General features: G+C 44.9%; 15 protein-coding genes. 3 read left to right on the top strand and 12 right to left on the bottom strand.

Annotation, left to right across the window (positions count from 1 at the left end; all coding sequences use genetic code 11):
- Positions 1-7: 7 nt before the first annotated feature.
- From ACNURT_RS13030 to ACNURT_RS13005, 6 genes are all read right to left on the bottom strand, one after another.
- On the bottom strand, positions 8-3,175 hold the full coding sequence (locus tag ACNURT_RS13030; protein WP_419698030.1) for an efflux RND transporter permease subunit: 3,168 nt from the start codon (positions 3,173-3,175) through the stop codon (positions 8-10).
- A gap of 36 nt (positions 3,176-3,211) precedes the next feature.
- Positions 3,212-4,423, bottom strand: a complete 1,212-nt coding sequence (locus tag ACNURT_RS13025) for an efflux RND transporter periplasmic adaptor subunit (RefSeq protein WP_419698029.1) — start codon at positions 4,421-4,423, stop codon at positions 3,212-3,214.
- 216 nt (positions 4,424-4,639) lie between these two features.
- On the bottom strand, positions 4,640-5,584 hold the full coding sequence (locus ACNURT_RS13020) for a sugar phosphate isomerase/epimerase family protein (RefSeq protein WP_419698028.1): 945 nt from the start codon (positions 5,582-5,584) through the stop codon (positions 4,640-4,642).
- A gap of 9 nt (positions 5,585-5,593) precedes the next feature.
- A complete protein-coding gene (locus tag ACNURT_RS13015) occupies positions 5,594-6,445 on the bottom strand; it encodes a sugar phosphate isomerase/epimerase family protein (protein WP_419698027.1) in 852 nt (283 codons plus the stop codon).
- A 226-nt stretch (positions 6,446-6,671) separates the two neighbouring features.
- Positions 6,672-10,112: a ThuA domain-containing protein gene (locus ACNURT_RS13010; RefSeq protein ID WP_419698026.1), complete on the bottom strand. Its 3,441-nt coding sequence runs from the start codon at positions 10,110-10,112 to the stop codon at positions 6,672-6,674.
- Between the two features lie 283 nt (positions 10,113-10,395).
- The gene (locus ACNURT_RS13005; protein WP_370994354.1) at positions 10,396-10,671 is read right to left on the bottom strand and encodes a hypothetical protein; all 276 of its coding nucleotides are present in this window, start codon (positions 10,669-10,671) and stop codon (positions 10,396-10,398) included.
- A 219-nt stretch (positions 10,672-10,890) separates the two neighbouring features.
- Here ACNURT_RS13005 and ACNURT_RS13000 point away from each other — a divergent pair, with 219 nt between their 5' ends.
- Both ACNURT_RS13000 and fbp read left to right on the top strand, forming a co-directional pair.
- On the top strand, positions 10,891-12,789 hold the full coding sequence (locus ACNURT_RS13000) for an AAA domain-containing protein (RefSeq protein WP_419698025.1): 1,899 nt from the start codon (positions 10,891-10,893) through the stop codon (positions 12,787-12,789).
- Between the two features lie 162 nt (positions 12,790-12,951).
- Complete coding sequence (fbp, locus tag ACNURT_RS12995) at positions 12,952-13,986, top strand: class 1 fructose-bisphosphatase (protein WP_370994352.1); 1,035 nt, start codon at positions 12,952-12,954, stop codon at positions 13,984-13,986.
- Between the two features lie 159 nt (positions 13,987-14,145).
- Here fbp and pckA read toward each other — a convergent pair whose 3' ends face one another.
- From pckA to ACNURT_RS12975, 4 genes are all read right to left on the bottom strand, one after another.
- Complete coding sequence (gene pckA, locus ACNURT_RS12990) at positions 14,146-15,744, bottom strand: phosphoenolpyruvate carboxykinase (ATP) (RefSeq protein ID WP_370994351.1); 1,599 nt, start codon at positions 15,742-15,744, stop codon at positions 14,146-14,148.
- A 253-nt stretch (positions 15,745-15,997) separates the two neighbouring features.
- On the bottom strand, positions 15,998-17,767 hold the full coding sequence (locus tag ACNURT_RS12985) for a CocE/NonD family hydrolase (RefSeq protein WP_419698024.1): 1,770 nt from the start codon (positions 17,765-17,767) through the stop codon (positions 15,998-16,000).
- Between the two features lie 147 nt (positions 17,768-17,914).
- A complete protein-coding gene (locus ACNURT_RS12980) occupies positions 17,915-18,613 on the bottom strand; it encodes a LytR/AlgR family response regulator transcription factor (protein ID WP_419698023.1) in 699 nt (232 codons plus the stop codon).
- On the bottom strand, positions 18,610-19,671 hold the full coding sequence (locus tag ACNURT_RS12975) for a sensor histidine kinase (RefSeq protein WP_419698022.1): 1,062 nt from the start codon (positions 19,669-19,671) through the stop codon (positions 18,610-18,612). The genes ACNURT_RS12980 and ACNURT_RS12975 overlap by 4 nt, the downstream gene beginning before the upstream one ends.
- A 269-nt stretch (positions 19,672-19,940) precedes the next feature.
- On the opposite strand from ACNURT_RS12975, the gene ACNURT_RS12970 reads away from it, so the two are divergent.
- On the top strand, positions 19,941-22,793 hold the full coding sequence (locus ACNURT_RS12970; RefSeq protein ID WP_419698021.1) for a TonB-dependent receptor: 2,853 nt from the start codon (positions 19,941-19,943) through the stop codon (positions 22,791-22,793).
- A 100-nt stretch (positions 22,794-22,893) separates the two neighbouring features.
- On the opposite strand, the gene ACNURT_RS12965 is transcribed toward ACNURT_RS12970, so the two are convergent.
- Complete coding sequence (locus ACNURT_RS12965; RefSeq protein ID WP_419698020.1) at positions 22,894-23,970, bottom strand: cellulase family glycosylhydrolase; 1,077 nt, start codon at positions 23,968-23,970, stop codon at positions 22,894-22,896.
- A 10-nt stretch (positions 23,971-23,980) separates the two neighbouring features.
- A complete protein-coding gene (locus ACNURT_RS12960; RefSeq protein ID WP_419698019.1) occupies positions 23,981-25,132 on the bottom strand; it encodes a sialidase family protein in 1,152 nt (383 codons plus the stop codon).
- Positions 25,133-25,140 lie beyond the last annotated feature (8 nt).

Below are 25,140 nucleotides of genomic sequence, written 5' to 3'. Positions count from 1 at the left end.
GATTAGATCAATGAGCGGGTTTTATTTCGACCGCGTCATCTTCATCGTCGTCATTATTCTGTTTCGGCGGGCCGCTTACCCTTTCCTGCAAATGCTGGAAGATGATAAACAATACCGGGATCACGAATACTCCAAATATGGTACCCACAAACATACCACCCACCGCACCGGTACCGATAGATCTGTTACCGTTGGCACCTGCACCTGTTGAGAACATCAATGGCATAATACCAAATATAAACGCGAAGGAGGTCATCAGGATTGGGCGTAAACGAGCTTCAGCGCCGGCTATGGCGGCAGGTATCAGCTCCATTCCCGCGCGCCGCCTTTCCAGGGCAAACTCCACGATCAGGATAGCGTTTTTGGCCAGCAAACCGATGAGCATAATGAGTGAGATTTGCAGATAAATATTACTTTCGATACCGAAGATCTTGGCAAACAGGTAAGTTCCGCACAGGCCTACCGGCAACGAGAGCAATACCGCGAAAGGCAAAATATAACTTTCGTATTGCGCGCTTAATAAAAAGTAAACAAACACCAGGCAAAGCATAAATATATAAGCCGACTGTGTTCCGGCGGTTAATTCCTCGCGTGTTAAACCCGAAAACTCATAGCCGTAACCGGCCGGCAAACTCTCTAAAGCAACTTCTTTAATGGCTTTAATGGCATCACCTGTACTAAAACCCGGTTTCGGTTGTCCTGAAACTGATATGGCCGTAAACAAGTTGAAGCGGGAAATAGACTCTGGCCCAAACACTCTTTTCAGCGATATAAAGGAGGTTATAGGTGCCATGGTGCCAGCGCTGTTACGTACAAATATCTTGCTTAAGCCTGTTTCTGTGGCCCGGTAATCATAATCAGCCTGAACCATTACACGGTATTGTTTACCAAATTGGTTAAAGTTGGAGGCATATACACCACCATAGTAACCCTGCAAGGTATTTAATACAGAATTTACGGTTACACCAGCCTCTTTACATTTGGCTACATTAACATCAACCTGATACTGCGGAAAATTGGGATTGAACGAGGAGTTAAGGCTCTGAATTTCGGGGCGTTTGCCGAGAGCGGCAACAAAGTCGTTACTTACTTTAAACAGTTCGTTCACCGTATGACCGCCTTTGTCCTGTAGCTGGAATTCAAAACCATCACTGTTACCGAAACCATTTAAGGTAGGTGGCGAAAAATAAAATACATTGGCCTCCCGCATCCCACTGGTTTTGCCATAAAGCTGGCCTATAATACCCTCCTGGCTATCATTTTTTGATTTACGCTGATCCCAGGTTTTTAGTTTCAGGATCACCATGGCATAAGCGCTGCCATTACCTGCTATAAAGTTAAACCCAACCAGCTTCAAAGAACTCACTACAGCCGGAAAGGTATGCCCGATACTATCGATCTTACTGGCAACCGCATCCGTGCGCTCCATTGACGAGGCCGGCGGCAGACTAATGGCAGCAAATACCACACCCTGATCTTCATTGGGTACAAAACTGGACGGCGTAGTTTTGATCAGATAAATAAGGACACTGCCAAATACGGCAATAGCAGCAATTGCTATCCACTTTTTATGCGCCAGGAAACCCACCGATTTTTTATACTTCCCGCTTACCGCATCAAAAGCGGTATTGAATATCACGTAGAAATGATTGATAAAGCCATGCTTTTTAGTGCCTTTTTCATGTGGTTTTAGGAACAAGGCGCACAAGGCCGGACTAAGCGTTAACGCGTTGATGGCCGAAAGCATAATAGCCACAGCCAGCGTAATACCAAATTGCTTATAAAACACACCGGTTGAGCCTGATATGAAAGTTACCGGCAAAAACACTGCCGACATGACCAGCGTAATGGAAACTATAGCGCCTGATATTTCGCTCATAGCATCAATAGATGCCTTACGGGCCGATTTATAGCCGATATCCAGCTTGGCATGCACAGCCTCCACCACCACAATAGCGTCATCCACCACAATACCAATGGCCAATACTAATGCAAATAGCGTAAGCAGGTTAATGGTAAAACCAAACAGGTTAAGGAAAAAGAAAGTACCTACAATAGCTACAGGAACCGCGATGGCCGGGATAAGGGTTGAGCGGAAATCCTGCAGGAAGACAAACACTACGATAAACACCAGTATAAAGGCTTCTATGAGCGTACTGATCACCTTTTCTATCGAGGCATCCAAAACCTCATTGGCATCAACCAGGTAGGCTATCTTCATCCCCTTAGGAAAAGTTTCTGCAGCGGCGTCCAGGATCTTTTTTGATTCATTGATCACATCACGTGCATTTGATCCCGCCGTTTGACTAATGGCCACACCTACAGATGGTTTACCGTCGGTAATGATATGAAACGAATAATCCAGCGAACCCAGCTCAACACGGGCTACATCATTTAAGCGCAGTAATTGCCCGTTGCCAACAGATTTGATGATCATGTTGCCAAACTCGGCGGCAGATTGCAAACGCCCTTTATACCTGATCACATATTGAAATGATTGATTGCTGTTTTCGCCAAATTTACCCGGTGCAGCTTCAATATTTTGTTCGTTAAGCACCTCGGTAATATCATCAGGAACCAGGCCATAACGCGACATGACATCGGGTTTAAGCCAAATCCGCATAGAATAATCCCTTGAGCCAAAAACCTCGGCCGTACCCACACCGGTAACACGCTGTATCTGCGGCACCAGATTTATCTTGGCATAGTTTTGCAAAAAGGTTTCGTCGTAGGTTTTATTGTCGCTGTATAGGGAGAAGATAACCAGGTTGCTGCTTTGGCTTTTGGCCACGGTAACACCAGATTGGGTAACCACCAACGGCAATAAACTGGTTGCCCTTGATACCCTGTTCTGCACGTTCACCGCAGCCAGATCGGGATTAGTACCTACTTTAAAATATACCGTGATGGATGCAGAACCGTCATTACTGGCGCTGGAGGTCATGTAGGTCATGTTCTCCACCCCGTTGATCTGTTCCTCCATCGGGATGATCACACTTTTAAGTACCACATCGGCATTGGCACCATTGTAAAAGGCAGATACGTTTACCGTTGGCGGCGCTATATCCGGGTATTGGGATATGGGTAAATTAAGGAGTCCCAGTATACCCAGTATCAGCAGTAAAACGGATATAACGGTTGATAATACCGGGCGTTCTATAAATTTTTTAAGCATACTATTGCTTTAACAGGATTGATAAATTAAACTCCACTATTTAAGGTTGCCATAAACAGATGCCTCGTTAACAGGGTTGGGCTTTATGGTGGTACCATCAGGTAAATTATTAGCGCTTTGCAGTACTATTTTATCGCCTGCATGCAAACCGTCGGTAACCACGTAAAATTGGCCGGCGGTGTTATCCATCACTTGTATAGCTACGTTTTTGATCTTGTTCTGTTTGTCAACCAGGTAAACAAAGCGTTTGTCCTGTAATTCATAAGTAGCGCTTTGCGGTACCAACAAGCCCGATTTGATGGTGTTTGGTATCCTTACCGTTGCACTGCTGCCGCTACGGATAATGCCGTGCGGATTTACAAAGTCGGCCCGGACATTGGCAGCGCCGGTAGCCGTATTAATTAACCCATTAACTGTTTCCACCCGACCGGTATGTTCATAAGTAGAACCATCAGGCAGTATCAGCAACACATTAGGCAGTTTGCTCAGCTTTGATTTGAAAGAGGTTGTACCTGCACTATCCTTGCTAAAATCAAGCAGTTGTTTTTCGTTCAGCGCAAAGTAGGCGTAAATATTGGATGTATTATAAACCGTTGTTAAAGGATCGGTTGTGGCACTGGTTACCAGGCTGCCCAATTTGTAGGGCAATGAACCAATAACGCCATTTACCGGACTGGTGATGGTTGTATATCCCAAATTAACCTGCGCATTTACCAATGCTGCTTTTGCCTGCGCCAGAGCGGCCGCTTTTGACTGTTGAGTATATTCTGCAGATTCCAGTTCGTAATGACTGATGATATCTTTTTCGACCAGGGGCTTTACTTTGTTCACCTGCATTTTGGCCAGGCTCAGGTCGGCCTCCGCGGTTTTGATACCCGCCTGGGCGGTACGTACATCCTGCTCATATTGTGGTGCATTGATCTTAAAAAGCAGCTGGCCTTTTTTTACGATTGACCCTTCATCTACATATATTTTCTCTACGTAACCATCAACTTTGGGCCGTATCTCGATATTTTGCTGACCCTGTATACTTGCCGGATAATCCACATTTAAAGTAGCCGCACGGGGTTGCAAAGTGAGCACCTTATAATCCAACACCTGCTCTCCTCCCTGACCTTCGGCTGCCTGCTTATTTTTACTGCCACAGGAACTCAATATAGCTGTTGATAAAACGATTGTAAAAAATGCAGCCCAATTTTGAGGCGAAAGTACATGGTAAGTTTTACAGGACGATTTTAAAAGTATCATAAGGTAAAATAATCGTGAAAATATAGGGCGCAGAGGTTTACGCCGCTAAATACGGCATTAATTAGGTATTTTGACTGTTAAATATAGTTAATGTTACAGCTTATTTTAAAATCGGAAGCGCTGTTGGTTAAACATCAATTAAAATAGCTTTTATTTTTTAATTAACAAGATACGCTGCGCTAATCTCGTGGAAGCGAGAAGCAGATATTTATATTGCTACACATCCGCCGTAATCGCTTTCATTTTGCGCAGGGCCGTTTGGGCTACCCGTAAGGCATCCTGAGCATAATAGCTTTTATTAAAGACTTCGCAGGATATGATGAGCGGCTTTTCCGGATGTTTTACAAGTTGCAGGATCCGCTTTAATGGCGCAACACCATCGCTGGGATATACGCGGTCGGGCTCGGATATAACATCCGGGTTGATACCTGAAGGATAATCGTTTACATGGAATATCTCCAGCGCGGGTTTACCAATCAATTGCAGGCTCTCCACTGCCGATTGACCTTTGTATATATGAAACACATCCAGCAATACCCGGGCATCGGGATGCCCGCTTTGCAGGGCCACATACAGCACCTGGCTGATGTGTTTCAGATTGACCGATCCACCCCACATTTCCAGTTGCGGCATAACGCCGGTATCTTTGCCCATAGTCAGGATGATGTTATAGCGTTCAGTTACGGTATCCAGGTTGATCACATCGCCTTTGGTAGCACCAGCAGGCGGAGCGGCAATACGCTTACAGCCCAATTTGGCCAGTAGTTCCATTTCACCCTGTAGCTGGGTCAAGGCCTGTTTACGGATAGCCTCGTCATCAACTATCCATTGGGCAAAGCCTATGGCATTTTGAATGGTGATACCCAAACCATCAGCAATCTTTTTAGCCTCCGTTACCGAGCCGCCATTTTTCAAATAGGTTTGCAAAGTATCCAGCCAGATCTCCACGGAAGTAAAGCCGGCTTTGGCAGCTGTTTCCAGCTCTTTTATAAAACCCAGGTTTTGCCCGCGGATGGTACTCATGTTTAAGGAGTACTCAAAACCGCGTCCGTTTTTATCAACTTTAATGGCGGCTTCGGAACGGTTGCCAACAACCGCCGCCCCTGCTGCTATACCTAAAGTTTTCAATGCGGTTCTTCTGGTTACATATTTGATATTCATTGGCTTATATTAATTTTTTAAACTTTTGATATAAGCTATGGTCACCGGCAATTGTTTACTGTACGACGGACTTTCATCTTCAATAAAATAATGTTTGATGCCTGCCTTTTTAGCCGCCTTCAGCACCTCTGGGATATTGATCTGCCCGGTTCCCAGGGCCACATCGTTGCGGGTTTCGGTGCCACCGGTCAGGTCGTTAGTTATGCCTTTGCGAATGTCTTTCAGGTGCATCAGCTTCATGCGTGAAGGGTATTTATTGATAAGTTGCGCCGGATCCTGCCCACCATGAAACGACCACAAGATATCAATCTCAAACGATACATACCGCGGGTCGGTATTTTTGGCGATATAATCAAACAGCGTACCATCCTCATATTTGCCAAACTCATAGCCATGGTTATGATAGCAAAAGGTAAGCCCGTTATCCTTAAGTATTTTGCCTACCCGGTTAAAATCGGCAGCGGCCTTTTTGGCATCCTCCAGCGTAAACTCTTTTTTATGCGGAATCCAGGCCACCATTACATAGCTTGCACCCAACGCTTTAGCCAGTTTAATTACAGCTTGCGGGTCTTTTACAATATCATCGTACCCTGCCCCAACGGATGGGATCTTGATACCGCGCTCGTCACAAAGCTTTTTAAATTGCTCCTTGGGCATGTCCTTCGGCCCCTCACCTTCCAGCTCGGTTATTCCCAGCGCTTTAATGGTATCCAATACAGCAACAGTAGCTTTGGGCATACTGCTACGAAAGGTATAAGCCTGCACGCCTATAGCGTTGGTAAAAAGTGGCTTGCCGCTCTGGGCAAAGCTTGAAGATGTGAGTGCCAGGCAGGTGGTTAAAATGATGATATGTTTTTTCATAATTTATTGTTGTTATGGTTGCTAACTCATGAATCGACTCACCCGATCTGCGCTTCGCTGGATCCCCCTCTCTTCGCCTGCGGCGGAAAGAGGGAATCTTCCTTTCCATGCGTCATTGTGAGGTACGAAGCAATCCCCGATTAGCAGAGCGGCTCTGTATTTTAGGGATTGCCACGCTGCGCTCGCAATGACGCGTAGAGGAAACCAACTGCAAAGTCGGGGCCAATCATTCAAACTGTATATCTTTAATACTCAAAATACCTTCGCTTGGTTTGCTTCGTTTGATGGCGAAAAAGTAGATATCATGCTTGCCACTCACCGTTTTTTGTATGTCGGCAGTTAAGGAGGCAGTTTTTTTCCAATCGCCGGTTTCTGTGTAGGCTGCAGAGCTGATCACCGGTCCGGCCTGGGAATCGATACGCACTTCTATCTCGCCCGCTGCATCTTTAGACGCATATTGGTAAACAAACTTTTTGATGTTCGACAGGTTGATATCCTTAAACATTACGTATGATTTATGGTTCCCGGCTGATAGGTCGTTCTTAAAACGATTAAAGCCCTTCAGTTCGTCAGCATAAGCCGCTTTCACATCCGAGTTGCGCAAGGTTACCACGTCGGTACCTGTCAATGGGCCAACTACTTTACCTCCTTTATCGGTGTAGGAAGCAAATAAGGTGTATTGGCCACGTGGTTCGGCATCGTTAAATTTCAAATTCAGACTCCCATGCAGCGGCAGAGGCATAACCTTGTTCTTTTTATCCGTGAGCGAAAAAATATAGCGTACGATTTCTTTGGTGTCCGGAGTAGATAACTGCGGGTGCGCGCTCATCAAATGCTCCGTACCCCAGCTGCCTGCCCCACCATTGATGATCTTTTTGGCCAATTTATCAACCGAGCCCTTTTGTGTTTTATAACGATTGGCTATTGCTGTAAAGCTTGGCCCTACGGCGGTTTTATTAACCGTATGGCACGATTTGCAATCGCTGGCTGCCATCATGGCTTTACCCGGATAACTGATCTCAGCTGTCGATAAGGCTGCCAGGCTTTTAACCGTTTTACCATCTGTGGAAGGCTGCGGATTATAAACATAAAACAGCTTTACCCGTTTTGGATCGATCACTTTATCTTCCTTATCCTTTACCACCACATTGTACTTGAATGGCTTGCCTTTCCAGATGAACGATTTATTATCGGCACTTGCAATACTAACAGACGGTACTGTATTGCCAACCTTCACTAATATGGTATCGCGACCAATCGCGCCAGCCTTATCTGTTACTTTAAGTATAGCCTTATAAATACCTGGTTTAGTATAAGTATGCGTTGCGGAAGCTGTGGTAGCGCCAACGGTTTTACCATCAAAAAGCCATTGATAACTGATCTTGTCATCGTCGTCCAGATCGCGACTGCCTTGTCCGTTAACGGTTACCGTAAGCGGCGCCTGACTGGCAATTTCTTTTTTAACCGGCATGGTTTTCAACTCGGCAGTGAGGTATTTGGTATGCTGATAGAGATTGATCATGGCTGTATCGGTAATGGATGCCTTGGCTATCGGGGCACGGTTACCGGTATTGTATTCAATTTTCACCAGGCGGGCATCTTCATTCTGCGCACCATAAACCGACCCGTATTCCAGCATATAAAATACACCATCAGGGCCAAACTCCATATCAATGGGGCGCCTGAAATCGCCGGTTGAGGGCATAAAGGCTTCGTTGCGCACATAATTCTCATTCTGATCAAACCTGAGGTCGATAACCCAGTTGCGCATCCAGTCGGCAACAAATAAGGTACCGTCATAATACGCAGGAAATTTATTAGGATTAGGATTGCTGGCATCATATTCATAAAAATCGCCGCCGATAGCACAGCGGCCACCCAGGCCCAGCTCTGGAAACTCGTCCGAAGCAGCGTAAGGATACCAGATCATAGCCGGTGTAGCCGGAGGCAATACATTTAAACCTGTATTATTGGGCGAATTATTCACGGGTGCTTTTGGATCAAACAGCGGGCCGGCCTTGCCGGTTACAAAATCCCAATGTGAGTATGCAAAGTTATTACCCACAAAATAGGGCCAGCCGAAGTTACCGGCTTTTTTGGCCTGGTTAAATTCATCATAACCTCGTGGACCGCGTGGCGAATCATGCCCTGCGTCGGGCCCTATCTCGCCCCAGTACAATACCGAGGTTTTGGGATTAACCGCTATACGGTATGGGTTACGACAGCCCATCACATAAATTTCGGGGCGGGTTTTTGGTGTGCCTTTCGGGAACAGGTTACCCTCGGGAATGGTATAGGTACCATCGGCCTCTGGGTGGATCCTCAGGATCTTTCCTTTAAGATCATTGGTATTACCGGCGCTGCGTTGCGCATCCAGGCTATAGTGCTCCTGACCGGGGCGTTCATCAAGTGGCGCATAACCATCTGAGGGGAAGGGACTGGAGCTATCGCCCACGGAAAGATACAGGTTGCCATTTTTATCCCAGGCCAGGGAGCCGCCGTGATGTGCGCCGCTCACCTTTTGAACTGGTACTTTAAATAAGATCTTTTCTGATTTGAGATCGAGTACGTTCTGCTGACTTATGGTGAACCTCGATAGTTGAAAATTCAATGGCTCTATGGTTTGCCCGGCTGGCATGTAATAGATGTAAACATAGCCGTTGCTTTCAAACTTAGGGTCGAGTGTAAGACCGATAACACCTGTGCCTCCATCATCAGTAATGGGAAATTTATGGATGACCTTGTACTGTTTGGTGCGGGTATTGTACACCGAAAAATTGCCATACAACTGCGTAAAAAACACCCGGCCATCTTTGGCCACAGCCAGTTCCATAGGCGAAGCGATGTTATTCACCAGTACGGTTTTCACAAAACGGCCCTGATCTGGTGCTACTTTGGAGTAGGCTTTACTATAATCCAGGGCTTTGCCATTACCCATGGCGTATTTGATACCGCCCAGCAACTGTCCTAAAAACAGCGGATCACTGTAGCTTTCGTCGGTATGGCCGCAACCGGTATAAAAAGAGCGGCCGCCATCAAACTCATGGTACCAGGTAATGGGATGGTCGGCGCCGTTGGTACCGCCATCGTAGGTATTTTCATCCAGACTGGCCAACACATGAATGCCACTGAAGATAGACTTATAGTTGTACCATTCGTCGGTACGTTCCCAACGGGCGGGTAAATTAGCCGTAATTGGGTTAGTATGGTCGGTAACATCGATAGTAGCCTTACGGATATTGGAATTATTGGGGTGACTGGAAAAGTATGCCCCCACCAGTTTACCATACCAGGGCCAGTCGTACTCTGTATCCGCGGCGGAATGCACGCCGGCAAAACCACCACCGGCCTGGATATAACGCTCAAAAGCAGCCTGTTCTTCAGCATTTAATACATTACCGGTGGTACAGTTAAATATCACCGCCTGGTACTTTTTAAGGTTATCGTCGGTAAAAAGCGCCGAGTTGGTGGTGGTATCCACCTCAAAACCGTTCTCTTTCCCGAGCTTTTGGATAGCCGCTATACCAAAAGGGATACAGGAATGATGCCAGCCCAGTGTTTTTGAAAACACCAGGACACGTGGTTCCGGAGCCGGCTTTTTAAACGAATACAGTAAAAAGCTAAGCCCAAGCCATAAAACACAGATGAGTTTGAATTTCAGAGACATGATGTGAGATTTAGTTGATATTTTTTATTCTATCAACCGGCAAAAATCCATCGTCATAAAGCACAATTATCTCTTAATAAGCGCGCAATGATAAAAAGCACTATCTACAGATGAAGTATTACCGGTTAAGCAATTGGTTATTACAATATTAATATTTATTTGTGTATTTACTACACTAATCTCTATTCATTAAATATTGTAAGTAAATTGTTACCTGACTTAATTTTCATCAGCTCATTTTCTTCACTCCCGGCAAGCTATATCGGTTTAGTAAATTTTTATCTCAATGCTTGTTCAGTTTTTCTTCAATACGTTCCTGCATCTGTTTTTTACACTCTTCATCCAGCTTTAATTCAGTAACTTTTGACGGATGGAAAAGCTCGCGCACCATTTTATTGATCAACCCGCTTTGCTGCTCAAACACCCGGCAAACCGAGCAACCGGCCAGGTGGATCTTCAACTCCAATTTTTCGCGAAGCGTTAAATGGTCTATCAGCTTCTTCTCAATTAAATGAGTGGCTTTACGACAGTTGTATGCTACTTTTGTTAGTTCATCCATATTCCTCCCCTTTTTAAGAGTTAGTCGTATCGTACGGCGCACCCTTACATGTTTTTTTGGAGCAAAGGTTCTTGGAGCAGGCACAAGGATGAATAGCGTATTGATGCTGGCTGCTAATGTCTTTAATCTTTGTGCTTTGCTCCTTTTATCCTTACTCCCAAAAATCCTTGCTCCTTGCTCTCCCTATCCTTACTCCCAAAAATCCTACCTTTGCAGGCAATGGATTATTTCAAAAAGCTCCTTGATCTACTGAATAAAGAAAAAGAGGAGGACCGTAACGCCTATCTTAAACTAACCGAAAACACATCTGCTGCCGACCGCCGGGCACAGGGCCTTAGCTGGTATCCTATCGCCATTCGCGGTACAGAACCCGGCCGGGGCGATTATATCAGCGTAGAGGTAGAACGCACCACGCACAAAGACCTGGCTCACCAATTGCGCTTTGGCGTACCGGCTGCCCTGTTTTCCAATCACGATCCAAAAACCGATCGCGTGGAAGGAACCATCACCTATCAGGGCGGCGACCGCTTAAAAATTACTCTATACACCGACGAGCTGCCCGACTGGAGCCGCGATGGCAAACTGGGCATCGACCTGCTTTTTGACAACAACAGTTACGACGAAATGCAGAACGCCATAAAACAGGCTTCGGCACTGGCGGCAAAACCACAGGAAGGGCGGTTGATCCATATCCTTACCGGCGAAAAACCACCCATGTTTAATACCCTTGCCCCCTTTTTCGCTCCACGCTTAAATGCGTCGCAGACAGAGGCGGTTAATAAAATAGTTTCGGCACAAGACCTGGCTATTGTTCACGGGCCGCCGGGCACAGGTAAGACCACTACTTTGGTACAGGCTATTAAGGCACTTATTCAACAAAATAAAAAACAAGTTTTGGTTGTCGCCCCCAGCAATACAGCGGTTGATCTGCTCAGCGAAAAACTAACTGATGAAGGTTTGAATGTATTGCGCATTGGCAACCCTGCCCGGGTATCCGAAAAATTGTTCTCGTTAACACTCGATAGTAAGATAGCTGAGCACAGCGATAACAAAGAGATCAAAAAACTCAAGAAACAGGCCAGTGCTTATAAGGACATGGCCCACAAATACAAACGCAGCTTTGGTAAAGCAGAACGCGACCAGCGCAAAGCCCTGTTTAACGAAGCGCACAAGATCATGAAAGATGTGGCGGCTACCGAACAGCATATTGTTGACGACCTGGTGAGCAAAGCCCAGGTGATCACCGCTACTTTGGTAGGCGCCAATCATTACACCATACGCGATGTAAAATTTGAAACCGTAGTTATTGACGAAGCTGGCCAGGCGCTGGAACCCGCCTGCTGGATCCCAATACTGAAAGCGCAAAAAGTAATACTGGCCGGCGATCATTGCCAGCTACCCCCTACCATTAAATCGGCAGAAGCGGCGAAAAATGGACTGAGTACTACCCTGCTCGAAAAATGCGCCACTCTACACCCTGAAGCCATGGTATTACTGGAAGAACAATACCGCATGCACGAAGCCATCATGGGCTTTTCATCGGCAGAGTTTTATCAGAACAGACTTAAAGCACATACTTCAGTAGCGCAACGCCTGTTATTTCAGGGTGATATGCCGGTTTCATTTGTAGATACCGCGGGTTGTGGCTTTGATGAACAACAGCAAGGTACAAGTGTAGCTAATCCGGAAGAGGCCGCGTTTTTATTAAAACACCTGAATAAGTTGGTAGTCAATTTAACTGATACCGCCAATTTCCCCAGCGTTGCCATTATCGCGCCTTATAAGGAACAGATCAGGGTGTTGAATGAGTTGATGGCTGCCCATCCGGAATTACTTCCCCACAGCGAACATATTTCTATTAATACGGTTGATAGTTTCCAGGGACAGGAACGGGATGTGGTTTATATCAGCATGACGCGCAGTAATTCCGAAGGTGAGATCGGTTTCCTTTCAGATATCCGCCGGATGAACGTTGCCTTAACCCGCGCCAGAAAGAAACTGGTGGTTATCGGCAACAGCTCCACCCTCAGCAGGCTACCTTTTTATGCGGACCTGATTGAATACACCGAACGCCTGAATGCCTACGAAAGCGCCTGGACATATGCCGGTGAAGAATAAACCATGCTAACACCTTTTAGTAGCCATTTTTACACTATCAAACTGAGTTACGCAATCGTTATCGACGATAAATATTGCCGAATTGTTTCATTTTAGGCTTTTTTATGATTATCTTGTCAGCAAACCAAGGACAAATTAATACGTAAAAAACACACTAAGCCTATGGCACAAGCAAAAACATTAGGACAATTTATCATTGAAAAACAAGCCGATTTTCCTTACGCCAAAGGTGAGCTTTCACGTTTGCTGCGCGATATAGGTATCGCGGCAAAAATTGTGAACCGTGAGGTAAACAAAGCAGGCTTGATGGATATGCAGGGAGAAGCAGGCAGCACTAACGTTCAGGGCGAAAGTCAGCAAAAACTGGATATTTATGCCAATGAACAATTCATAACCGCCCTTAAAAGCGGTGGGGAGTGCTGTATTGTTGCATCCGAAGAGAATGAGGAGATCGTGATGCTGGATACCGATGTTTCCCTCGATGCTAAATATATTGTGGCCATTGACCCATTGGATGGATCATCCAATATTGATGTAAATGTATCAGTAGGCACCATTTTTTCTATATACCGCAGACAAAGCACCTCGGGCCGGGCTACACTGGCCGATGTATTACAAAAAGGGGTAAACCAGGTTGCCGCGGGTTATGTCATCTACGGGACATCAACCATGTTGGTTTACACTACCGGCAAGGGAGTTAACGGATTTACGCTGGATCCATCCATAGGCGAATTTTGCCTGTCGCACCCGGATATGAAAATACCTAAAACAGGTATTATCTACTCTATCAACGAAGGTTACTATGTACATTTCCCGCAAGGGGTAAAATCATACATCAAATATTGCCAGGTAGAGGACGAAGCTACCCATCGCCCTTACAGTTCGCGCTATGTAGGCTCTATGATAGCCGACCTGCACCGCAGCATGATCAAAGGTGGTATATTTATTTACCCGGTTACTGCGGCCACCCCAGGCGGTAAATTACGACTGGTTTATGAATGTAACCCCATGTCCTTTGTTATTGAGCAAGCCGGCGGTCGTGCTACAGACGGCAAAAACCGCATTATGGAACTGGATGTTAATTCCCTGCATCAGCGTACCCCTATTTTTATCGGCTCCGAACAAATGGTGCTTAAAGCCGAGGAATTTATGGCCAACGCTGTAGAGGAGGAAATAAGTATGGACCTGGCGGGGTAAAAAGCCCCCTCTAAATTTCCCCCAAAGGGGGAGACTTCAAAAAAAGATTTTAAAGCCCTCTCCTTTGGAGAGGGTTGGGTGAGGCTTCCATAAAAAAACAAAAGCCCCGGCAAGTTACCGGGGTTTTCTTATTTGAAAACGAAACACAATTATGATCTATTATCCAGCCGCTCCAACTGTTGGACCAACAGAACATAACATTCCGTCAGAAAAACCTTTGTATTGGCTGCAGTTTTGGCGGAAAAGACTGGCCAGGTGATTGGCTGTTTCTTCGTAGTTATATGAATCAGTCCAGGTATTTACCGGGTTCAATATCTCTGATGGCACGCCTGGGCAACTTTCTGGTATCATCAGATCAAAAATGGGCAGCTTTTGATAAGGCACATCGTTCAGCTTTCCCCCAAGTGCGGCTTTGATCATGGCTCGGGTATAACTCAGTTTAATGCGCTCACCTGTCCCGTATGACCCTCCTGTCCAGCCGGTATTTACCAGCCATACATTCAACGGGTACTTATCCAGTTTCTCACCCAGCATTTCGGCGTATTTGGTGGGGTGCAAGGGTAAAAACGCCCTACCAAAACAAGCAGAGAAAGTAGCTTCCGGCTCGTTGATACCATATTCCGTTCCGGCTATTTTAGCGGTATAGCCCGAAAGAAAATAATACATAGCCTGTGCCTTATTCAGCCTGGAAATAGGTGGCAGCACACCAAAAGCATCTGCCGTAAGAAAAAATATATTCTTTGGAATATCACCAATTGCCGGCTCTATTGCATTGGTGATAAAACTCATAGGATACGACAGGCGGATATTTTCCGTTTTGGATAGATTATCAAAATCCACCGTTTTTGACCAGGGTTTAAAACAAATATTTTCCAAAAGTGCTCCTGGTTGCATAGCATGATATATTTGCGGCTCTTTTTCGGCAGTCAGTCCTGCTATTTTAGCGTAACATCCCCCTTCAAAATTAAATACCGAATTTTCGCCCCAACCATGCTCATCATCCCCGATCAGTTGTCGGTCCTGATCGGCAGAGAGTGTAGTTTTTCCGGTGCCCGATAAACCGAAAAAGATGGCCGTATCGCCATCAACGCCTTTATTGGCGGCACAATGCATGGGCAGGATCTCCTGCTGAGGCAACAAAAAATTGAGCACAGTAAATACCGCTTTCTTGATCTCGCCTGTATAACCCGTCCCTCCTATTAAAATCACCTTGCGTGTAAAATTGATGATCGAAAAATTATGCTGACGGGTACCATCTACAGCAGGATTAGCCTTAAAATCCGGTGCCGATATAATAGTCCATTCCGGATCAATAACCCCATCAGGGCGCAGGAACAGGTTATAAGCAAACAGGTTCTGGCTGGCAGTTTCGGTAATCACACGTAAAGTGAGACGGCTGCTTTTGTTGGCACAGACCATGGCATCACGTATAAAAATAGACTTATCATAAAGGTAAGTCATTACCTTAGTGTACAGACTATCAAACACTTCCGCATCAACAGGGATATTAATATCACTCCACCAAACCGTATCTTTTGTCACACTATCCAGCACAATAAAGCGATCTTTGGGCGAGCGGCCGGTAAACTCGCCGGTGTCAATAGTTAATACATCATGATCTGTTAAATAGCCCTCCTTACGTTCCAGGGCGGCTTTTATCAAATCTTCCGGCGGTAATTGATAGTGGATTTCCTGAGCTTTATTTAACTCCGGAAACTCCGTTCGAAAGCTTGTAGTTTTATTAGTGATTTGTCCCATATCACATTAAATTTTGTTATTGGTTTGGAACAAAACTAAGACTACCAAAACGCATTTCAAAATATATAATCACTGATAATCAATCAGTTGTATTCAATACACTAAGCCAGTTCTATCTACTAATCAGGGTGTTATCATCAATTTCGGTAGTAAATTGTTTTTGAAATATTTATAGCTGTAATATTGACGGAAATAAGCCAAAAACGGCCATTTGAGGGCATTTTCATGTATTTATATACCTCCTATTACCTATTTATTCTTTAACTGGTACACTTATAAAACTATCATTATACCATTTAATACGCAGCGGAATTTTTCCGTCGCTTATATTTTCGGAGCTTACATCTTTACCCGTTCCATAATTAACCTGCGCGAATGAGTTTTTATTAATATCCAATATCACCAGCAGGCGGCTGCCTTTGCTCAGTTGACGGCTCACCATACGGCTACGGTGCAAGGGGATTGTTTCTATTTTACCTGGCTGCAGCAATTTCCTCACGCTCATATCATGCGCATAACTGGCGCGCCCCAAAAAGTACGATAGATCAAACAGATCACCATTGGGCATCGCTTCATACAAGGAAACGCCGATATCCATATCCTTTTTGTTGATCATGGCCTTTAAGCTACCAGCAAACATACCGTTTACCTCTACCGGTTTGTCAAAAGGACGGCTCATAAAAAATAAACCAGTGCTATGGTCGAGCTCTTTTTTAATGATGGGATAAGGATAGTAGTTGTTATTGTTGGAGGTTTGATGATCGGCCAGGTTCACTTCCTGGTTTAGTGCCGCCTGTGTACCGGGCTTTTTATCAGAGAGGAGATAATGATCACCTTCTTTTTTATCAGTAAGATATAAATTAAGCGTGGTATTGGCCATTTTAGAAATAGAGGCCACGTGCTCCCACTTGTTAGCGCCCATCACTTCAAAATTCACCCTATCCTGTAGTATAACCGGCTTTTTAGCACCCTTTAATATATAATCAAGCCATTGAAAGGTAATATCCCGGGTATTGATCAAGGCTACGGAATCAACGGCATAATCGCGCAATACAGGATATCCGCCCCGCTGGGCTCCAAAATGATCATAAGGACCGATGATGAGATAATGCTCGGCTTTGGGATTATATTTTAAGTGCTCCTGCAGATAATGCAAAGCCGATATCTGGCCATCATCATAATAACCGGTAACGGTAAGCACAGGGATATTGATATTGGCAAAGTCTTTTTGATAGGGCACCTGAGCCTGCCAGTATTTGTCGAAACCAGGATGTTTCAACGAGTGTTGCAACCAGGGATTGGGCGTTCCGTCAACGCTGTCGAGTTTGTTATAGGCTGCGCCACTGGTATACCACCTATCGTTTATTGATCGCCAGCGCCTCGGATTGTAGTACACCTCGTTATCCAGGTACTTATTATTGGTTACATACAGAAACCAGCCATAATTGGCATTAATAAACACGTTGTTTTCCATTGGCAAACCCAAACCTGGTATTGCCGCCACATAAGGCACAATGGTTTTGAGTGCCGGGTGATGGTATTTGGCCGCAGCCCATTGCGTAAAACCATTATAGCTGCCTCCATACATACCTATTTTACCATTACACCAGCTTTGTTTACTGATCCAGTCGATCACCTCATTAGCATCTTTGCCGTCATGCTCATAAGGCACAATCTGATCCGGACTTAAACCCTTGCCACGGGTATATGCAATCACACCGGTATAACCATGAACAGCAGGCTCAAGAATGCTCTTCCAGGCTGTACTATCGGCATAAATGGTGTACTGTAAAATTACCGGCTGGGGGGCAGTTACACCTCTAAGCCTTACAACGATGGCAGCTATAGAAGCTCCATCTTTTGTTTTGATCAAAACATTTTGGATGTTATATCGTCTATCGCGGTCTTGCCGGGCAATAGTTGCACTATCGATAGCATTAATTTTATGATAATCAACCTTTTGTGCCCTGCAATAGTTGGTTAAAAAAAGGCATAGCAATGCCATGCAGCGTATTCTGTTCATAATTTTAGTGTTTAAGCCTCACCTAAATCCTCTCCAAAGGAGAGGACTTGGATTAGCAGGATGATTCTTTTGTTATTAAGCTAATCAGATCTAACCCATGTCGTTTCCCTTCTCCTTTGGAGAAGGTGGCCAAAGGCCGGATGAGGCTTATATGCGCCCCATGCTTTTTAGCTTTACGGATTGCCGGTCTGATGCTTCCAGCTCCTCGCCTGTTTGCATACTGATTTGCAGACGGCCATTAAGGCTAATGTTAATTTTTTTAATAAACTGCAGATTGATGATCTGTGAACGATTGATCCTGAAAAAAATATCCGGATCCAGTTTCTCTTCTAACTGGTTGAGGGAGCTTTTCAGGAATACATTTTTTTCTTCAAAATATAGCCGGGCGTAATTATCCATCGATTCGATCAAGTGTACCTTGCTCCATTTAATGAAATGATATTGCTGTCTGTCTTTTATAAATATTTGTGGATCGTTGGTTTGCTGTGCCTGCTTTTGCCTTACCTTTTCCATAGCCTGGGCAAAACGTTCTTCGCGGATGGGCTTGGTGAGGTAATCCATCGCGTTCACTTCAAAAGCCTTTACCGCGTACTCATCAAAAGCTGTGGTGAATATCACTTCGGGCACTTCGGTCAATGATTCCAGCAGATCAAACCCCGAGCGTTCGGGCATTTGCACATCCAGAAAAAGTAAATCGGGATGTTTTTCTGCTATTTGTATAGCCGCATCATCGGCGTTTCCAGCTTCTCCGATGACCTCCATATCGAGATAAGGTATCAGCAGGCGTTTCACCTCCTGCCGGGCCATACGTTCATCATCAATTATCAATATACGCAGCTTTTTCATAGGTTGGGGATCATTATAGTAGCTAAAACTACACCTGGCATACGCCCGGTAATGATAAAGGTCGCCTTACCTTTATACTGTAACCCCAGTCGCTCCTGCAAATTTTTAAGCCCCACGCCACTTGCAGATTCGTCAATATCCAAATGCCCTGGATTTTGAACGCTGATACAAATATGTTCCGGAAATTTTTCGACCTGGATGCTGACAAGTCCGCCATCTTTTTGCTTCGAGATGCCATGTTTAATGGCATTTTCGACCAAGGTTTGCACGCTCAGTCTTAGTATCGATATTTTTAAAAGTTCATCATCAACCTTAATGGTAAATTGCAATCGCTCCTCAAAGCGCAGTTTTTCCAGTTCGAGGTAATCTTTTACCAGTTCAATTTCATTGTTTACGAATGTCAACATCATATCACCACTATACAAACTGGTACGCAGGATATCTGACAGCAGATCGATACCCCTGCGTGCCGACTCGGGATTTTCGATCACCAGTGCTTTTATGTTATTGAGCGAATTGAACAGAAAATGCGGATTAAGCTGGGCCGACAGGTTATTCAGCTGCGCCTCACGGGTAATGATGGCCAAGCGGGCGTTTTCTTTAGTGATACGGATCTCCCGCTGCTCATATTGATATAAATGATAAGCCAGCAACCAGATGGACATGAGCCGAACTCCTGCTACAAAAATCGGCTGCCTGTTCACCTGAACGAATTCCGCGAATGGTTGCTGAAAACCAGGTATAAACCAACATTTTAAAAAATATATCTTGACTATGGTAACCAAGGTAAAGACTAAACCCAATACAATAACCGAGGTTATAATCCGTGGAAGCAATTGTTTAAGTCCCAGCAATTGCCATTGGTGGCGCAGCGCAAAATTGCGGTATAAATGGGTGATGAGGATATAAAAGCCCACATCGGTTATAAACAGCAGCAGGCCCAGTAATGGATCAAAGCGTTCACTGGTGATGCCTGTGTACCCCCAATACAACGCAGCTACCGACCAGCCGATGAGCTGACATTTCCAGTAAAGGGTGAGAGATAGCTTCTTTTTCACTTTGGTTTTTATTTATTATCCAAAGCAACAAAATCTATCCGCAACAAAAAAATAAAGTACAGGAACGGGGCATTTTGGGGATAAACGGGTTATAAATCATTCAAGGCAAACAATATATCTGACATGGCTTATTCATCTTCCATATTTATACTATTTAATATCAATTATTACAAATACCATTAATTAATTTGATTTATAATGAATTAACTGCGACGATAATGTATTTTTCTTGATACAAATCGCTATATTAAACCCAAATCTTATTAACTATGAAAATTCTGTACATTAAAACTTCGTTATTATTAGTGTTTTTGGCCAGCGCTAATATATTATTCGGCCAGGGAATAAAAGGTAAAATAACTGATGCCGCAAACGGCTTGGCCATGCCTGGCGTAAGCATTTCGGTTGTGGGCACTTCGCAGGGAGCATCCTCAAACGAAAAAGGCGAATACACGCTCAAGCTATCGCAGAGCAGTTATCAGCTTAAAGTTTCCTTCATCGGGTACGAGAGCCAAACCAGCAATGTAACCATCAGTAGCGGAACCCAAACACTTGATTTTAGCCTCAAACCTTTGAGCAACGCGCTTAATGAAGTGGCAGTGGTTGGTTCGCGCTCCACCAAGCCACGCACCAATATCGAATCGCCTGTACCTGTGGATGTGATCTCGGCTAAAGAGATGCGCAGTTTTCCGCAAACGGATATTACACAGGTATTAAATTATATAGCTCCCTCCTTCAGCTCAAACCGGCAAACTGTGGCCGATGGTACCGACCACATCGATCCGGCATCGTTAAGAGGTCTTGGGCCCGACCAGGTATTGGTACTGGTGAATGGCAAACGGCGCCATACCACAGCTTTGGTGAACATCAACGGTACATTTGGTCGTGGTACAGTTGGTACTGATATGAACTCCATCCCTCTCGCCGCTATTGATCATATTGAAGTTTTGCGCGATGGTGCAGCAGCTCAGTACGGATCAGACGCTATTGCCGGGGTGATCAATATTGTATTGAAGAAAGTTACCCCACTGGTAATATCTACCAGTTACGGACAATCGGCATCATCAACCAATGGGAATACTTATACCGATGGTAAAACTTACCAGATAGACGGCAGCAAGGGTTGGGATCTGAACGGAAAAGGGTTTGTGAACATAGCAGCCCAGTATTTGGATCGCGGAGCAACCAACCGGGGTGGTTTGGATACCCACCCTTTAATCTACTCGGCATTGCCTACCAAAGGTACCAATGAATCAGAAGCTGATTTTGAAACACGTTTTGCAGGCATCAAAGCCGCCGATGATGCCAAAGCCAAGGCTGATGGTTTTAGTCGCGATAATATGATCGTGGGTAATTCCCACTCTAAAAATTTTGGAAGTTTTGGTAATGCGCAGTACAGCGTGGCTGATTGGGCTACCGTTTACCTGGCAACGGGTTACACACATAAAACCGGCTCGGCGGCAGGATTTATTCGCCTGCCCAACCAGTTTACCCAAATCGACGCTACTATTTATCCCGATGGCTTTTTACCATTTATCAATACTTCTATCAATGATATATCGGCAAGCGGTGGGGTTAAAGGAAAACTCAGCGACTGGACCTACGACCTGAGTAATACCTTTGGCGAAAACAACCTGAGCTATACTATTGACCATACCCTGAATGCTTCGTTGCCGATTGGTACAAGTCCGACATCATTCAAGGCCGGCGAACTGATCTTTAAGCAAAACACAGTGAATCTTGATGTTTCCCGCAAGTATGATTTTACAGGTTTCCTGACTTCGTTGAACATGGCATACGGCGCTGAATACCGTATTGATAATTACGAAATAAAACCCGGCGAGGAGTTGTCTTACTCTTATGGACAGCCATCAAAAAATATTCCCGGCAGATTGGTTGGTACCACACCGGCCGCGGCGGGTTCACAGGTATTTCCTGGTTTTAAACCAAGCAATGCTATTGACAAATCAAGAAACAACCAGAGTTTATACGCCGATTACGAAGCCGAATTTGGCCCTCGCGTATTGTTAGAAGCCGCCGGCCGTTATGAGCATTTCAGCGATTTTGGCTCCAACTTCTCTTATAAATTTACCGGCAAAGTAAAGGTGATCGATCAGTTGGCCATCCGTGGTGCTATCGCGACTGGCTTTAGGGCGCCTTCATTGGCTCAACGGTATTTTAATAATGAGAGCACGCAGTTTGTGAGTGGTAACCCTACGCAGGTATTAACCGTTAATAACGACAATCCCATTGTGAGGAAGTTTGGTGTAGGATCGTTGAAGCCCGAGAAATCAAAATCTTATAGCTTAGGCCTGGCCGGTAAAATAACCTCAGCATTAACATTCACAATAGATGCTTACCAGATAGATATCAAAGACCGTATCGTGTTTTCGAGCCAGTTTACCCGGGCTATTCCCGCAGTGGCCGACATATTAAATACGGTTGACCCCAACGGCCAGATCAACAGTGTACAGTTTTTCACCAATGCCATCTCCACCCGTACCAAAGGCTTGGACATTGTATTGGCGGATAGGATCAGTATCAACTCTGCAAGCAGTTTAACGCTTTCTGCAGCGGCTAATTTTAACCAGACCAAAGTACGCTCGATACAAGGATCCGACATTATAGAAGGTAGTGCTGCATTAAAAGCCAAACTGTTCGACCGTACAGAACGTTCCCGTTTTGAATCATCAGTACCAGCCAGCAAGATCAATCTGAGCGCCTTGTACAACATCAAGAAACTCGACTTTTCACTAAGATCAGTTTATTTTGGCAAGGTAACTTACCTCAATTCGGTTGATCCTACCATTCCCGCCAACAATCTGCCCCTGGAGCTTGACCAAACTTACTCAGGCAAATGGGTAACCGATTTGGCGATAAGCTATAAGGTGATCAAACAATTGGGCGTTACCATCAGCGCCAGCAACCTGTTTGATGTTTACCCGGATAAAAACTACATGGACCCGCGCAATAATGTGAATAACTTAAGCGGTAACCCGGCCAATAATTACACCACCAACCGCGATAATACCTCCAACGGTCACTTTGTATACAGCCGTGCGGTATCGCAATTTGGATTTAACGGCAGGTTTTTGTCCGGAAAAGTTGTTTATACTTTTTAATTTATAAAAACGCGTCATTGCGAGGTACGAAGCAATCCCTAACTGTACAGAGTCGATCTGCAAATCGGGGATTGCTTCGTACCTCGCAATGACGTGTTTTTTATTTTCCTCTGCCGGTCAAGTTTTTGATCAGTTCGGTCTCTTCTGTTTTGTAAGGCGTGCCATCCTTGCGGAAAATATCATGGAACCACAGTTTTGGTTCGCTGCCATCAGGTATTGGGGTATCCCAGGCGTAAATGGTATTAGTTTTGCCCGATACAAAACCCCAGTTAATAGCGCCTACATTTTCTTTCTTCAGCATAGGTAACACTGTGCTGAAGAAACTATTGCGCGGGCGGGCCATGTACTCGGTACAGATCAAAGGGCGACCAATCATTTTCAGGAACTGAACCGTTTTTAAATGATCTGCCTCGGGCGAATAATCATGATATGTGATCACATCGGAATTGGCTATCTGATATTGGTTCAGAGTTTCTAAATTCCAGCTCCATACCCCGGCACTTACCGGCTGGCTTGGGTTTACCGCCCTGGCCCATTTAAATACAGATTTTAATAAGGGCAGCGATTTATCGCCTTTGCCGGAGTTACCAGGTTCGTTATACAGATCCCACAGTAATATACGTTTATCGGCAGCGAAGCGTTTTAATACATCTTTTACATATTTTTCAAGCGCCGGAAAATTGGCAGGGTCTTCAGAAGCCGGCTGACCAGGGTCCTGCATCCAGCCGGAGTTATGGATACCAGGTTTGGGTTCGGGCTGCTTCCCTGTTTTAGGTTCTTTGTTCCAGCAATCATCAAAAAACACAAACATGGTTTGGATGCCGTGCTTACTGGAAATAGCCAGGTACTGATCAACCCGTTTTTTAAAACCTTCCGGATCCTGCTGCCAGGCCAGGTGATGCAAAAACACGCGCATCACATTCATGCCTATACCTTGCGCGTAGCCCAGCTCTTTATCAATGGTATTGGGATCAAAGGTATCGGCCTGCCACATTTCCAGTTGGTTAATGGCCGTACTGGGTATAAAGTCGCTGCCCACCAGCCATTGATGCTGCGCATACCATGTTTTTGCTTTTTGCGCCGACCATACCTGTGCAGGTGCTTTTTGTTGTGCTGATGCTGTCACATGGAGCAAGACGATCGATGCGATGGCAAATAATTTCAGTTTATTTTGCATGTGTTATTATTTAGTAAGTGCTTTTTTTATTGATTAAATGTCCTTTAATCATCCAAATGGCTGTATAACTGTTATAAGCATCGGTTGAGGTAAGGGCGATGATGGTGCCGTCATTAAGTACACATAACGAGTTCCATAATCCATGTTTATTTAGGGGGATGTTAAATGGCGTAGCAGTATTTACAAAATCCTCGCCTTTGTTATTGCCTACCGCTATCTGCATACAAGCCAATTCCCAATTACCGTTCCTGCCAAAGGTACTTTGGTATGATAATATGGTTTGTCCGCCTGGTAATTGACGTAAGTATGGCGCGCCGGCATAAACGGTATCCGGGAGTTTAGGTGTTATGGCATAAGTACGTTCCGGGTCCTTAGAGCCTACCGTTTTTTGCCAGTTTTGATTAAAACTATTACGGATGATGGATGGCTTAAACTGTCCGCCGGCATTGTCTTCGATAGAAAACAAGATCTCTTTCGTCCCTTTCAGTATAATAGGCACAGGCATACCATCGCGATGAGCAGGTGTAAAAGAAACTATCTCGGGTTGTTTAGTCCATGTTATGCCATTATCATGCGACCTAAAAATGGAGATATTTTGCTCGTTAGAGTGTATGTAAACCCCTTCGTTGGAAAAGTATAACTGTATTTCGTCATTGGGAAGCTGTATTTGCGATGGTTCCCAGCAGCCATCTTCAAACTGATAACTGGCCTCGTATATCAACCGCTCATCGCGCCAGGTTTTACCCTCGTCGTAGCTTTTTTTGGTACGGATGGCAAAATGCTTGGTGGTATCCCAGCTGCCATTTATTTTATGCGGCCGCGGATTATAAGATATCAGCAGGGAATGATCTTTGAGTTCCAGAATCTCAGGCACACTCATATTTACACCGGAAACAGCAGAAGCTATTATAACCGGTTTAAGCCAGGTTTTACCCAGATCATGACTTTGCGTACACTCAACACTTCCATTGCTTTCATATATGCATAACAGGCTGCCATTATGCAGCTGTATCATACGGGCATAATTGGCGCTTTTACTTCCCGATAGTGGCGCCACCTGTTTTAGCGTTGATTGATCCCACGCAATGGCATGCGAATTTTGAGCCTTAAGCTGTGCGCCCGATAGTAAAACAAAGGTCAATATGGTTATAAAAGCTTTCAAAATCTACT

It is taken from the genome of Mucilaginibacter sp. NFX135 (assembly GCF_048565145.1).
GTDB lineage: Bacteria > Bacteroidota > Bacteroidia > Sphingobacteriales > Sphingobacteriaceae > Mucilaginibacter.
The sequence above is the reverse complement of the archived record's forward strand: the minus strand, read 5'-3'. Positions and strand labels throughout refer to the sequence as shown.

What these genes read in the sequence shown, in the direction of transcription:
- ACNURT_RS13030 (WP_419698030.1), bottom strand. Translation starts at nt 3,175, where the DNA reads ATGCTTAAAAAATTTATAGAACGCCCGGTATTATCAACCGTTATATCC.
- ACNURT_RS13025 (WP_419698029.1), bottom strand. Translation starts at nt 4,423, where the DNA reads ATGATACTTTTAAAATCGTCCTGTAAAACTTACCATGTACTTTCGCCT.
- ACNURT_RS13020 (WP_419698028.1), bottom strand. Translation starts at nt 5,584, where the DNA reads ATGAATATCAAATATGTAACCAGAAGAACCGCATTGAAAACTTTAGGT.
- ACNURT_RS13015 (WP_419698027.1), bottom strand. Translation starts at nt 6,445, where the DNA reads ATGAAAAAACATATCATCATTTTAACCACCTGCCTGGCACTCACATCT.
- ACNURT_RS13010 (WP_419698026.1), bottom strand. Translation starts at nt 10,112, where the DNA reads ATGTCTCTGAAATTCAAACTCATCTGTGTTTTATGGCTTGGGCTTAGC.
- ACNURT_RS13005 (WP_370994354.1), bottom strand. Translation starts at nt 10,671, where the DNA reads ATGGATGAACTAACAAAAGTAGCATACAACTGTCGTAAAGCCACTCAT.
- ACNURT_RS13000 (WP_419698025.1), top strand. Translation starts at nt 10,891, where the DNA reads ATGGATTATTTCAAAAAGCTCCTTGATCTACTGAATAAAGAAAAAGAG.
- fbp (WP_370994352.1), top strand. Translation starts at nt 12,952, where the DNA reads ATGGCACAAGCAAAAACATTAGGACAATTTATCATTGAAAAACAAGCC.
- pckA (WP_370994351.1), bottom strand. Translation starts at nt 15,744, where the DNA reads ATGGGACAAATCACTAATAAAACTACAAGCTTTCGAACGGAGTTTCCG.
- ACNURT_RS12985 (WP_419698024.1), bottom strand. Translation starts at nt 17,767, where the DNA reads ATGAACAGAATACGCTGCATGGCATTGCTATGCCTTTTTTTAACCAAC.
- ACNURT_RS12980 (WP_419698023.1), bottom strand. Translation starts at nt 18,613, where the DNA reads ATGAAAAAGCTGCGTATATTGATAATTGATGATGAACGTATGGCCCGG.
- ACNURT_RS12970 (WP_419698021.1), top strand. Translation starts at nt 19,941, where the DNA reads ATGAAAATTCTGTACATTAAAACTTCGTTATTATTAGTGTTTTTGGCC.
- ACNURT_RS12965 (WP_419698020.1), bottom strand. Translation starts at nt 23,970, where the DNA reads ATGCAAAATAAACTGAAATTATTTGCCATCGCATCGATCGTCTTGCTC.